8 protein-coding genes are annotated in these 14585 nt (G+C 37.4%); all 8 read right to left on the reverse strand.

From position 1 onward, the window contains the following. Positions 1–189: 189 nt before the first annotated feature. Positions 190–609 (reverse strand): hypothetical protein, encoded by a 420-nt coding sequence (locus IGJ24_RS09355; RefSeq protein WP_002367000.1) that lies wholly within the window; start codon positions 607–609, stop codon positions 190–192. 113 nt (positions 610–722) lie between these two features. Continuing rightward, positions 723–2075 (reverse strand): asparagine--tRNA ligase, encoded by a 1353-nt coding sequence (gene asnS, locus IGJ24_RS09360; protein WP_129193685.1) that lies wholly within the window; start codon positions 2073–2075, stop codon positions 723–725. 16 nt (positions 2076–2091) lie between these two features. After that, complete coding sequence (locus tag IGJ24_RS09365; protein WP_289865753.1) at positions 2092–3291, reverse strand: pyridoxal phosphate-dependent aminotransferase; 1200 nt, start codon at positions 3289–3291, stop codon at positions 2092–2094. Between the two features lie 38 nt (positions 3292–3329). Further along, positions 3330–3848, reverse strand: a complete 519-nt coding sequence (locus IGJ24_RS09370; RefSeq protein WP_002382785.1) for a cell wall elongation regulator TseB-like domain-containing protein — start codon at positions 3846–3848, stop codon at positions 3330–3332. A 75-nt stretch (positions 3849–3923) separates the two neighbouring features. Beyond that, positions 3924–6713 carry an ATP-dependent DNA helicase DinG gene (locus IGJ24_RS09375; RefSeq protein ID WP_002364421.1) on the reverse strand — a complete coding sequence of 930 codons (2790 nt, stop codon included), beginning with the start codon at positions 6711–6713 and terminating at the stop codon, positions 3924–3926. 180 nt (positions 6714–6893) lie between these two features. Further along, positions 6894–8270 carry a hypothetical protein gene (locus IGJ24_RS09380; RefSeq protein WP_129193686.1) on the reverse strand — a complete coding sequence of 459 codons (1377 nt, stop codon included), beginning with the start codon at positions 8268–8270 and terminating at the stop codon, positions 6894–6896. 218 nt (positions 8271–8488) lie between these two features. Continuing rightward, a complete protein-coding gene (locus tag IGJ24_RS09385) occupies positions 8489–9946 on the reverse strand; it encodes an amino acid permease (RefSeq protein ID WP_002356790.1) in 1458 nt (485 codons plus the stop codon). A 211-nt stretch (positions 9947–10157) separates the two neighbouring features. Further along, positions 10158–14513, reverse strand: coding sequence for a PolC-type DNA polymerase III (locus IGJ24_RS09390; RefSeq protein WP_002381593.1), 4356 nt, complete (start codon positions 14511–14513; stop codon positions 10158–10160). Positions 14514–14585: the final 72 nt, after the last annotated feature.

The following is a 14585-nucleotide window of genomic DNA, read 5'->3' on the forward strand; positions in this document are numbered from 1 at the left end:
CCAGATAATTGCAACAATAGTCAATACAAAATATCTAATGATACTTTCCGTCCTGATGGCATATAACAGTACTAGGAAAGCCAACAGGCTACCAATTATATCTTCATAGGCAAATAGATGTGTACTGATCATCGCTTCTGTTCACCTCCTTTAATAATAAAAGCTTAATTCAGTTTTTCTCTTTCTTTCCTACTTCTTCTCAGTTAAGTTTTGTAACAATAAATAACAAAAATAGACCACTACGATCAACTGAATCATTAACCAACTAGGCGTTACTTCACTTAACACTGTTTCTCCATAACTACTCCCTAACAACGCAAAAGTCAAAACCAAAAGTGCCTCTGGAATAAATGAGCGTGTTTTTTTGTAGAAACTTTCGATTAAAAGAACCACACCTGTCATTATAAAAAATAACGGTACAACCAAAATGTCATATATCAGATAAAAAAATCCACTATCATTTATAGAATAGCTAATTAGTTTAAATATGAATAAATTTTTCCATGTTACAGCTAAAATAATCCATAAAACGTATTTCATTGTATAGCGATCAGAGACAAATAAAATTACCGAAAGCAGAAAAATAAATAAAAAACCAAAGAAAACCATCTTTTTTTACTCCCTTAACATTACTAATTGGTGAATATCAATTTAAGCTTTATCGCATCAAATAAAACTGGAAGTTCAAGCTAAACGCTTAAACTTCCAGTTTCCATTTTTCTCTATGGATAAATACGGTTTAACATACGTGGGAACGGAATCGCTTCACGAATATGTTCATTACCAGTAATGAACGTAACAGCACGTTCTAAACCTAATCCGAAGCCAGAATGTGGCACAGAACCGTATTTACGTAAATCTAAATACCAGCTGTATTCTTCTTCAGATAAGCCAAACTCAGCTACTTTTTCTTTCAAATAATCATAATCAGTTGCACGCTCTGAACCACCGATAATTTCACCATAACCTTCTGGTGCAATTAAATCGGCACAAATTACAACATCTTCACGTGTTGGATGTGGTTTCATATAGAAGGCTTTAATTGCTTTTGGATAATTTAAAATGAATGTTGGAACGCCATAGTAATTTGAAATAAAGGTTTCATGTGGGCTACCAAAGTCTTCGCCCCATTCAATGTGATCATAATCATTGTTTGCTTCTTCTTTTTGTAATAACTCAATCGCATCATCGTAAGTAATACGTTCGAAAGGTTCCGAAACATATTTTTCTAGTAACGCTGTATCACGTTCTAAAACATCCAATGGATATTGTTGATTTTTCAATACCGATTTAATTAAATGTTTTACATAGGCTTCTTGAATATCTAGTGATTCTTCATGAGTTGTGTATGCCATTTCTGGTTCAATCATCCAGAATTCCGTTAAGTGACGACGAGTTTTGGATTTTTCCGCACGGAAGGTTGGTCCAAAAGTAAAGACTTTTCCAAATGCCATCGCACCAGCTTCTGCATATAATTGACCTGTTTGTGATAAGAATGCTGGTTGTCCGAAGTAATCTGTTTCAAATAATTCTGTTGTGCCTTCTGGTGCTGAGCCTGTTAAAATTGGGCTATCAATTTTAATGAATCCTTGTTCGTTAAAGAACTCGTAAGTAGCACGAATAATTTCGTTACGAACTAACATGATCGCATGTTGTTTGCTTGAACGTAACCATAAATGACGATGATCCATTAAGAAATCTGTACCGTGTTCTTTCGGCGTGATTGGGTAATCTTCTGAAGCGCCAACGACTTCTAAATCAGTGATATCCATTTCATAGCCGAATTTAGAACGACTATCTTCTTTGATAACACCAGTAACCATGACTGCTGTTTCTTGTGATAAGTGTTTAATTTGTTGGAATTTTTCTGTACCAGCTTCTTCACCAAAGGCTTCAATGAAGTTTGGTTTGAACACGACACCTTGGAAAAAGGCTGTCCCGTCACGTAATTGTAAAAAGGCAATTTTTCCGCTTGAGCGTTTGTTAGCAATCCAAGCGCCAATTTTTACTGTTTCTCCAACATGTTTGTTTGAATCAATAATTTGAATTTGTTCCACGTTTGTCTCTCCGTTCATTTCTTAGTTTATTCTTTTAGGCGTTGTGCTGAATTCGTTTCTTTTCTATAAAGTCATTCATTCGCTCAATCGCTTTTTCTAACGTCATTAAATCTGTCGCATAGCTCATCCGCACATGTTCTGGTGCACCAAAGCCCTCTCCCGTTACCAGAGCAACATGCGCTTCTTGTAATAAATCTTCCACCCAGTTAGTCACGTTATCATACCCACAAATTTCTAACGTTTTTTTGACATTCGGGAATAGATAAAAGGCGCCTTCAGGTTTTATTAGCGAAACGCCTGGCAAAGCTGCTACTTTTGGATAGATATGATTTAGGCGTTTTTCAAAGGCCTGACGCATGTCTTCAACTGTCGACTGTTCACCTGTTAAAGCCTCAATTGCCGCATATTGGCTAACTGCGACTGGATTACTGGTGGATTGTGAAGCGAGTTGTGTCATTGCTTGAATAATTTTTTCATCACCGACCGCAAAACCAATGCGCCAGCCTGTCATTGCATATGTTTTGGAAACACCATTAATAATGATTGTCTGTTGACGAATTGCTTCTGAGATGGTTGCAATCGGTGTGAACCGATGTCCATTGTACACCAAACGACCATAAATATCATCTGCAATAATGAGGATATTATGAGCAACTGCCCATTCACCAATTTGGCGTAATTCTTCTTCCGTATAAATAACACCAGTTGGGTTAGATGGTGAATTTAAAATGATTGCTTTTGTTTTGTCCGTTCGTACAGCTTCTAATTGTGCGACTGACACTTTAAATGATTGCTCTTGCGTGCTTGATACAAATACTGGCTTGCCTTCTGCTAACTTGACTTGTTCACCATAACTTACCCAATAAGGGACAGGGATAATCACTTCGTCCCCAACGTTCAAAATGGCTTGAAATAATAGATATAGCGCATATTTGGCACCATCTGTCACAATAACTTGCTTGGGTTGATAACAAAGTTGATATTCTCGTTCCACATAAGAAACAATCGCTTGCTTTAATTCAGGAATACCGCCAGAAGGAGTGTAATAACTTGCTCTTCCATCCTCAATTGAAGCAATTGCTGCTTTTTGAATATTTTTCGGGGTTACAAAATCTGGTTCCCCAACCGTTAAGCTTAAAACATCTACACCGTTTGCTTTTAATGCTTTCGCTTTGGCGGCAGCTGCTAATGTAACAGAAGGAGTCAATTGCTGTGCTCGATTTGATACGTTCATACACCTTTCACTCCCACTTTCATCAAAACCTATCTAAATTAAATATCTTTGACAACGTTAATCTCTTCGCCTTTATCAAAGCTCATAAGATAATACGTTAGTACTCCTTGATCATTTTCGGTGACCACTTCCCATGCAGGGCGCTTATCATAAAGCCCTAACGTAGCTTTCATCACCGATTCATCGGGATGGGCTTTAGCAACAATGTCTGTTATTTGTTGTTCAGTTTGACCATCTTTTTGATTTAAGACCGTGACTTTTTCTCCCGATTTAGGGACAATCACGACAATCTCTGTGCCTTTATCATTTTTGCCGGTTAAAGTAAAATACGTATTTTTGCGTGTAAACCAGTAAAATTTATCAACTGTTTCTAAATTAGCAGAAGTTTTGGCAATTGCGGTTGCTTCTTTTTTGGCTTGAGCCATTGGTTGATTGGTTCGTACAAAAAAGATAATTATTGTTACAAGAATTGCTAAAAGGATTGCCAATAGGGTTAAAAGGACAGTAATCCGTTTCTTCTCTTTCTTTTCTTCTAATTCCTCCAAAAATCCTTCCATCCTCTCTAAACTTACTGGGTCTTATTATAGCAGAAAAATAGCGGCCTTTCACAAATATGACCTAAAAATAATCGATTATTTGTTTAAAAATTCCTTTAATTCTTCTAAAATTTCAGGCATGGGCGCTTCTTTTACTGAAAGTCCCTTGGGAAACGCTTTGATTAATCGTTTGCCATATTTTGCAGTGACTAAACGACGATCCAGAATCAACAATGCCCCTCTATCTTCTTCAGAACGGATTAAACGGCCCAGTGCTTGTCGCAAACGTAATGCTGCTTTCGGTACCGCTTCTTGAGCAAATGGTTGTATCCCTTCTGCTTCTAAATACGCATATTTTGCTTGCACAAGTGGTCGTTTCGGGTTTTCAAAAGGCAAACGCGTGACTATCAATAACTGTAAAGCTGTTCCTGGTAAGTCCACACCTTCCCAAAAGCTATCAGCTCCTAGCAAGACATTTGGTTTCCCATTAGAGAACCGTTTAAGAATTTTTTCACGACTGCCGCTAATCCCTTGGGCGAGGACCTCTTGTCCTTTTTCCAATAATCTCGGCTGGACTTGATGATACACGGTGGACAATAATTCATGCGAAGTAAAAAGAACCAACATCGAACGTTCCTCTTGCGCCATCAATTTTTCAATGGTATCTGAAATGTATTGACCCATTTCATAGGAAGAGGCATTTTGAATGGCTACTGCTTCTTCCGGTACATAGACTCGCGCATTTTCTGCATAGTTATATGGCGTTGGCAGGGTTTTGAACGTCACCTCTGTTAAACCTAACCGTTGCGGTAAATACTTTTTATTGTTGCCAAACTTCAATGTGCCGCTTGTATAAATAATTCGTTCATACCGCGGATACCACTTTGTTTCAGGAAGTAAACTAGCTTCTAAGTCATGAATTTCAATCAAGCCATGGTCTTCATTTTGTGGTAAATATTCTTTTACCCAACGTGGACGCCAATCATCAAGATAAATGGTAAAACAGTGGTGAATACGTTCAATTTCATCAAAAAATTGAAACAAGCGAACAAAAACGATGCGATCAGCCAAACTAAAGGTTTCCAACTGACTCATAATTGTTTGCTGTAACTTACTTTGAATAGTTAACAACTCCTGCAGTAAAAGCTGGAGCGTTTGACTATGTTTTTCTCCCGCAGCAGATAAATAATCAATACGTTCTTTGGTTAAAAGCAACTCCTGATGGTCTATCCGCTTCTGCGTTTTACTAAATAAACGATGCAATTCAAAAAGAAAATCTTGCCATTCATCCACAAAATCCAGTAAACCTTGCTGATAAATTTTTACAAACCGCTGCTCTTCAGAAAACTGTTGAAAAATTTGCTGTAAAGCAACAAAAAGTTGTTCTTTTTCAATAAAATGCGTGACTTGTTTTTTTAGTATCACACTGTTTACTCGTTCGCTTGCCATCCGACTAGCGATGTCTGGTAAGTGATGTGCTTCATCAATAATTAGCCACGGACTTTCAGGTAATAACGGTTGTTTTCTTAGCGACTCTTGCGCCAAAAATGCATGATTAACAATCAACACGTTACTTTGAGCGACTTTTTTATACAGATGTCTTAAAAAGTCAACTTCATAAAGTTCATCTTTTTTTGAAAGAAAATCCAATCCGCGATGTGTAACTTCTTTCCAGAATAAATGATTTAAATTCGTCAATTGTAGTTCATCTAAATCGCCCGTTTCTGTTTCTAGCAACCAGACGAGAACGCCCATTTGATAAAGAGCGTATTGTTTTTGCGGAGTTGGCTGATTCAACGTTGCCTTAAAGCGTTGTAAATCAAGATAGTGTCGATGGCTTTTAATAACAATGCCACGTAATTTCCCTTGGCAGATTTGATTGGCTAACGGTAAATCTTTTTCTACTAATTGATTTTGTAAAACAATCGAAACTGTTGAAATGATGACTGGTTTTTCTGGCGTTGCTAAATAGCTCATCGGCAACAGATAGCCTAATGTTTTTCCCGTTCCAGTCGCTGCTTCAATAAATAAATCTTTTGTCGTTCCTTCTGTAAAATGATCATAGACTAAATTCATCATCCGACTCTGTTCCGCACGATAAGCGAAACGTTCGCCAAACAGTTTTTCTTTGGCTTTTTTAGTTTTGGGATACGTGCTAGTCTGATAGAACGTTTCTTCAAAAAGAGGAACTTCTTTTTTGCGTAAAGCAATGCCACTGACCACTTGATAAGCTGGATTTAATGGTGTGACTTGTTTTTTCATTTGTTCATACGTTTGTTGAATAAAAGTACTGGTTTCCCGCGCTGTCTGTTGACTTAATTCCGCAATTTTTTCCATAGTGACTAATGGTAAAGATTTCATTTTTTCTTGAATTAATAACAAAAGTTCGGCTGTAACCTGCGCATCACTATCTGCTTGATGGGGATTCTCATGAGACAAACCTAAGCTTTCCGACAAATCACTTAAACGGAAACTTTTTTCTGTCGGTAAAAAAATCTGTGCCAATTCCACTGTATCAATGGCTGGAATAGTAAGTGGCGGCGTGCCACACCGTACCAGTTCACGAGCTAAAAAATTATAATCAAAGTGGACGTTATGCGCCACAAAAATAGTATCTTCCAGATAATGATAAATTGTATGTGCTACATCTTCAAAATAAGGCGCTTTTTGAACTTGCGTATTACTAATCCCCGTTAAACTTTGAATTTGTTTTGGTACTACTTGATTGGGATTCACATCTGTCGCAAAGTTCGCAATAATCTTTCCATCTTGAACGAGAACGCATCCAAACTGAATGATCCGATCACTTGTAGGATCTGTTCCAGTCGTTTCAAGGTCAACTACTGCATACACTTGTTTGTCTTTCAATGACTTCACGCCTTTCATTCATCTTTGAAAATTATACTACAATTTATAGGATTTTCACTAGTATTTCAAAAATTCTCTTGAAATCTTTTCCAGAAATAATAAGAAAGAGCCTGAAACAAAAATCCAAAGTGATTTTTGTTTCAGGCTTAAAAGCTGATAAATTGAACGGTTTTGTCTTACCTTCTCCTAAATAAACGATTAATAACAGTCAAGGATTTTCTGCATATACTGGTTTAATTGCCCATAGCCTTCCAATTCTCTGATTACTGGTAGCGGACAACGAACCTTTTTATTAAATAGTGTCCGCTTTTCAACATATTCTGTAACTTCGTCTAAAAATTTATCTAATCCTTTTTCTAGTTTCATACAACTTAACTGATTGCAAATTCGCACGTCTCCTGCCTTTTTCTTTTGAACTTGTTTAAATGATTGTGAGAATGCTTTTGCTTCAAACATTTGTGCTTCTAACTGTCTTTTTTCAATCGTTATTTTCGGTACTGCTTGATTTCCATCAGTATCCTCTAACTGGCGACTCATAAAGCGACGATAAATTTCCTCTTCTAATTCGTCCAATTGTCGTTGAAAGTCTGCAGGAATTGTCCGACTTGATGAATTTTCTTTCTCACTTTCCATAGAGACAGCTTCTTTTTCTGGCTTCTGCTCCTCTTCTTTTTCAGCAGACTTATTCACTGAATTTAGCGAGCTTTTTTCTGTTTCTTGTGGAAAAGTAAATAAAGGTTTTGCCGCGGTACTCTGCTGGTTTTCTTGTTTTTTTTCTGGCTGTGCTTCTTTAATTGGCGCTGGTTCAGATAACACTGGTTCTTTCGCTGGTTCTTCAAGTACTAGTTTGTTAACGGGAAGCACTGCTTCACTTGTTGCTACAGTTGTTTCACCTTCTTGATTTTCCCGATTATCAGGCGAGAGATTGACGTCTGGTTGTTCCAGATTAGTAGCCTCTGATACTTTCAGCGATGCCTGTTCTGCGGCTATCACAGGAGAAGCTCTTTTCAAATGGATCGTTTTTATTTGTCTAGAAATGACGGGATTTCTCGTTTGATTAACGGCTTCATTTAAGGAGGCTAAATTTTCTTTTAAAAGTGTCAACATTTCACGTAAGACAGCAATTTCACCAGCTAATTCCGTTAATTGATTTTCTTGCGGCACTACTTGCACATTGGTTTCATTCATACGGACTGTTTTTTTATTTTTAGTTGTTGGTATTTCATACATCCATTGTTTCAGTGCGGATCGTAAGTCACGAGTGGTCGGCTCAAAGCTTCCAAAATAAACAGTGTAGTACATTAACTCCGTTTCAACATAGACATAAATCTTTTTAACAATTAACTCTTCAAACTGTTCTGATTCATCCCAACTTTCACATAAAGCCTCAAAAAATTGTTCCCCTTCTGCTAAATTTTGGTACTCTTTCGCTAAATAAAGCTTGCGAATTAAGTAAAAATTATACGGTGTTTCAACATTATCCGCATAAATTTCTCGTCCTAAAAAATCTGGATTCGTTTCTTTACAAAGAAAGACCGTTTTCTCTTCTGGTTGTGTTTCAAGTGTTTTAGTCATGAGGTTCACTTCCTTTTTCTCCGTTAATAACCATTTTTTAATGATAGATACCTTTAGTATACAGGAGAAATTCTTCTGATTTTCTCATATTTTTAAGAGACAATAGAAATTTTAGAGAAAAATCGACAGAAAAAAACGTGAGATAAACAGTCCTATTGACCATTTATCTCACGCAAAATACTTAAACTGACTATTTTATCCTTGAAACATGCAACCAATTATTCTGCTGAATCAATTGGCAAAATCGTGTCTTTTTTCTCGCGACGTGCAATTGCTGGTAAAATCATTCCTAATAGAATTAAGACGATTGGTGTCACAATGTTAGAAGCTAATTGGAACAACCAGCCTTGAGGGTCTGAGGCATACTCGAATTTAGGCACCATTCCTAGGATACAAGCAAAGGCTGTAAATAGGAAACACCAAAGACCAAACACAAAACCAATTTTAGGATTTTTAACAAATTTATATTCTGAATTAAATTGTTTGTATGCTTTGTTTAGAAGCATATAGGCAAAGAAGACCCACAAGTAACGCATTGGCATAACTACAGAATTTAAGTTAGTTAGCCATTTAACCACTTCGTTCATGTCCTTCAACCCAAACATCGGTAAAGCGATAATAATACTTACTAAAATACCTGTTAATAAGTAACCATTAATTAACGTACCTTTTTTCGTACGTTTACGTAACCAACTTGGAACAAATTCTGGATCTGCTTCAGCTAAAAGAATTTTCAGTGGAGCATCAATTGAAAAGGCTAACGCAGCCACTTGACCCACTGTATTCGTTAACGCATAAACAATCATTAAGAGATTACCGACACCATAATACGCGCCTAATTTTTGGAAAGCACTGTAGGCTCCATTTGCCATTAAATCTTTAGGAATATTGTCACTTGAGAATAACATTCCCATTGCAAATGAACCTAAAACAGCCGATAAACCAACCATTGCTGCTAGGAAAATCATTCCTTTAGGGAACTCTTTGGCTGGATTTTTAGTTGCATTGACGTAAGGAGAAATTTTTTCAGCGCCACCTACCGCAAAAACTAACATTGATACGGTTGTAAAATAACTAAAATCAAATTTAGGAATGTAGGTGCTGACTTGTGACATGTTTGGCGTCGCAAATTCAACCGTTGAATTAATAAATGGTGCGCCTACCGCTAATAAAATGAATAAAATAGACATCACAAACATGGCGGTTCCAGCTAAACCACCAATGACTTTTAAGGTGGTTAACCCTTTTGTTGATAATAACAAGAAAACCAAGAAAATTATTAATGAAATAAATGATACCGTTACGATTGGCATCGTATTGACTAAGTTTCCATTCCCTTGAACTGCCCAACCTAAGGCAATTAAAATTGCTTGTGGTTTTTGTGCCAAGTAAGGAATGTGCACTACCCAATAAGTCCATGCTGCATAATAGGCTAGACGTTTAGTACTGGTATTTTGCACCCACGAACTAACCCCACCATTACTGTCTTTAAATGTTGAACCTAACTGTCCTACGATTAACGCATAGGGAATAAAATATAAAACTAAAATCAAAAGCCATGAAGTGACCACTGAAATCCCTTGTTGTGCATAATTATTCACAACATTTCCAAGACCCCAGACCATGTTAAAGGCAATTAACCCGACGGTAAACCATCGTAATTGCTTTTTGTCCATATAACCAATTCCTTTCTTATTAAAAAAAATAAAGCTCTTCATTTATCATAAGCATTTTACTTTTTATGCACAAGCTCAACATAATTAAATAAAGATGGCTTTTTAATAAGTAATTAAAACGCTTCTAGCAATGATTTTCTAATTTATTTAATGACTAAAAAAGGCCGGTGAATAAGTTGCTTCACCGGCCTTTTTCTAAAAGATTTTTCTTTTATAACATATCAAATAATGATAATTGGTTTTCATCTGGCAAGTCTTTTAAGACACCATTTTCATTCATGTATTCAATCAACGTTTTAGAAACTTTGCCTCGTGTTGCCAAATCTTCTTTCGATAAGAACGGTTGCTCTTCTCGCGCAGCAACAATGGCTTTCGCTACGTTGAGTCCTAAACTTGGCACTGCTCGGAAAGGTGCAATCAAGGTATCCCCTTCAATCACAAAATTTTCAGCATCCGATTTGTACAAATCAATCATGCCAAATTTATAGCCCCGTTCCAGCATTTCATTACATAATTCTAAAACCGTTAATAAGTTTTTCTCTTTAGTGGAGGCGTCCATCCCTTTGTCCGTAATTTCTTTCATTCGTGCTTTCACAGCTTCTTTCCCTTGTGACATTGCCACTAAGTCGAAGTCATCCGCCCGAACGGAGAAAAACGCACAGTAATATAAGATTGGGAAATAAACTTTAAAGTAAGCGACCCGCAACGCCATTAATACGTATGCTGCCGCATGGGCTTTCGGGAACATATATTTAATTTTAGAACAAGAATCAATATACCAGTCAGGGACGTTGTTTTCCTTCATCGCATTTAAATACGTATCCCTTAGTTCATCAGGAATCTTATTCCATTGTCCTTTACGTACCGTTTCCATAATCTTAAAGGCCATCCCACTGTCCAAACCAGCATGAATTAAATAAACCATGATATCATCCCGACAACCAATTACTTCAGCAAGATTGGCTTCGCCACGGCGAATCAACTCTTCTGCATTCCCTAGCCACACATCGGTTCCGTGAGACAGTCCAGAAATTTGAAGTAATTCTGCAAAAGTTGATGGATGGGTCTGTTCTAACATACCTCGAACGAAACGTGTTCCAAATTCAGGAATTCCTAAAGTTCCTGTTTTAGAATAAATTTGCTCTGCATCCACACCTAGAACATCAGGTCCTTCAAAAATACGCATCACTTCTGGATCGTCTGTTGGGATGGTTTTTGGCTCAATCCCAGATAAATCTTGTAACATCCGAATCACGGTTGGATCATCATGTCCCAGAATATCAAGTTTTAAAATATTATCGTGAATGGAATGGAAATCAAAGTGCGTCGTTTTCCATTCTGCCTCTTGATCATCAGCAGGGTATTGAATTGGCGTAAAGTCATAAACATCCATGTAATCAGGAATTACAATAATACCGCCGGGATGCTGTCCAGTCGTCCGTTTAACCCCTGTTGAACCTTTGGCTAAGCGATCAATTTCAGCACCACGCAAATGTAAATTATGATCTCTTTCATATCCTTTAACAAAGCCATACGCTGTTTTGTCGGCTACTGTACCAATGGTTCCTGCCCGGTAGACATATTCTTCACCAAAAAGAACTTTCGTGTAGTTATGGGCTTCGGCTTGATAATCGCCAGAAAAGTTCAAATCGATATCGGGAACTTTGTCGCCATGAAACCCTAAGAACGTTTCAAAAGGAATGTCGTGACCATCTTTAAACAATCGAGCACCACATTTTGGACAGGCTTTTTCAGGCATATCAAACCCTGAACCATAGGAACCATCTTCATAGAACTCAGAATATTGACACTCAGGACAATAATAATGTGGCGCTAAAGGATTTACTTCAGTAATCCCTGTCATTGTCGCAACAAAACTCGAACCGACAGAGCCCCGTGAACCAACTAAATAGCCATCTTCATTACTTTTATGCACCAGTTTTTGAGAAATTAAATAAATAACCGAGAAACCATTCCCGTTAATCGAATTCAGTTCCTTTTCTAACCGTTTTTCGACAATTTCTGGTAAAGGATCGCCATACAATTCGCGCGCACGATTGTAGCTTAAATCAGTGATTTCTTGTTCAGACCCAGGAATTTTTGGCGTATACAAATCGTCTTTTACTGGAATAACTTCTTCACATAAATCAGCGACTTTGTTGGGATTTTCTACTACAATTCGCTTAGCGACGTCTTGTCCTAAAAATTGGAATTCCGTTAACATTTCATCGGTGGTTCTGAAATGAACCTTTGGTAAACTATGGCGATTTAACGGATTAGCGCCACCCATAGACCCGACTAAAATTTTCCGATAGATGGCATCTTCTTCATTTAAATAATGAACATTTCCAGTGGCGACAACCAGCTTGCCAAGTTCGTCACCGATTTTCACTAGATTACTAATAATTTCTTCCAAATCTGCTTCATTTTTCACCAATTCTTGTTCAATTAATGGCGCGTAAACTGGTTTGGGCATAACTTCAATATAATCGTAGAATTTGGCACGATTTTTTGCTTCTTCGACACCTTTTTGCATCATTGCTTCAAAAATTTCGCCGTTTGAACATGCGGAACCGATTAAAAGCCCTTCTCTTAACTTCGATAATTGCGAACGAGGAATCCGTGGTACTCGGAAAAAATAATCTACATTGGACATCGAAATCAATTTAAAAAGATTTTTTAATCCTGCTTGAGTTGTTGCTAAAATCGTTGCATGGAAAGGTCGAGCACGTTTGTATGAGTCTCCTTCGCCAATATGACGATTCAAATCATCATGGAAATGCATATCATGATTCTCTTTCGCTTCTTTTAAGAAAATCCAGCACAAATGACCTGTTGATTCTGAGTCATAGATGGCACGGTGATGTTGTTCTAAGTTGACGCCAAATTTTTTCGATAAGGTATTTAGACGATGGCTTTTGAAATGTGGATACAAGAATCTGGATAATTCTAATGTATCGATGACGGGATTAGCCGCTTCAGGTATTCCGTGTTTGCCATAACTTGTATTTAAGAACCCCATATCAAAAGAAGCGTTGTGGGCCACTAAAATAGTTCCTTCTGAAAACTCTTTAAACATGCGTAAAACTTCTTCTTCGGATTTTGAACCGCGCACCATTTCATCTGTAATCCCAGTTAAATTAATTGTCGTTTGAGATAATGGATGGCCAGGATCAATAAACTGCTCAAAAGTCTCAATGACATTTCCTTTATGCATTTTGACAGCGGCCAATTCAATAATTGTATCATAAACAGCGGAAAGCCCCGTTGTTTCCACGTCAAAGACCACATAGGTAGCATCTGTTAATTCAATATGTTCTTCGTTGTAAGCAATAGGTACACCATCATCAACAATATTGGCTTCCACGCCGTATAAAATTTTAACGCCTGCTTTTTTACCTGCAGCATGGGCATCAGGAAACGCTTGGGCGCCGCCATGATCCGTAATTGCGATGGCCTTGTGCCCCCATTTCCCCGCTTGCGCCACCAAGTCACCGACTTTATTGGTCGCATCCATTGTACTCATGTTACTATGCATGTGTAATTCTACACGTTTTTCACCTTCTGGCGCGTAGTCTTTTCTTGGCGCATGGGCGACTTCCATCAAATCTTGAGCATTCATGACTAAATCACGCATGAAGGTATCTTCTTGTACACTACCACGAACACGAATCCAACTTTGCGGTTGAATCGCATCAAAAACTTGTTCATCTTTTTCCCCATTCGAAAATTTCTTCACCACGAAAGAGGAAGTATAATCAGTTATTTTCAAAATTAAAATTTTTCGTTTGGAACGCAATTCACGCACTTCTTTATCAAAAATAAAGCCTTCAATCGTTATCCGACGTTCTTCTTCCAGTATGTTTCCCATTGGCATAATAGGTTCATCATTGGGAATATTCCGCCCTAAACGAATTGGACCATCAAACGCAGGCGCTTGTTGTTGTTTTTCTTTTTTCATTTGTTCATGTTTAACAAGCGATTCAGCAGCTTGTTGTTGAAAGGCTGCGGCTTGTTCTAATTTTTGCTCTTCAAACTTTTTCAGCACTTCTGCAGCTTGCTGTTGATCCATTTTTGGTTCAATATGAAATTTAGGAAACCCGTAAGAGAAATAAAGTTCCTCAATAATTGGTAAATATTGTTGCTTCAAATAAGGAATAACTGCTTCATTATCAACAGGTAAGATAATTTTCCGATCTTCAAATTGTGGTGTCTGTGTTTTTAAGACTTTCTGAACTAACGGTGTATTGCATTGACTATTTAACAAGGCCAATTGCCAATAATCCGTTAATTGTTCCTCAGTAAATGTTGTCTGATTTGTGGTTATTTGAACGGAAACCTGCGCAATTTGTTGAAAAGCTAGTTCCAATTGTTGCATAAATGTTTGATATAGCATCACTGGCATCAATTCATCAAAACTTAAATGAAATTCCCATAAGCGACTTTGTTGGTGAACAATGACCTTGTCAATCCGGCCATTTTGAATTAAGGGATGTTCTTTCGCTGTGTCATCTAACTGAATTTGCGTCATCAGTTTATCAAATAAATCGCGTGCTTTTTCTGTCACAAAATGAACCTCCTTCTATCATTGAAAAAAGGCCCTCAGACAAATCTGTCAAGTGCCTTTTTTCGGTTTCTC

The sequence above is a fragment of the Enterococcus sp. DIV0546 genome, from assembly GCF_051712785.1.
In the GTDB taxonomy this organism is placed as follows: Bacteria; Bacillota; Bacilli; order Lactobacillales; family Enterococcaceae; genus Enterococcus; species Enterococcus faecalis.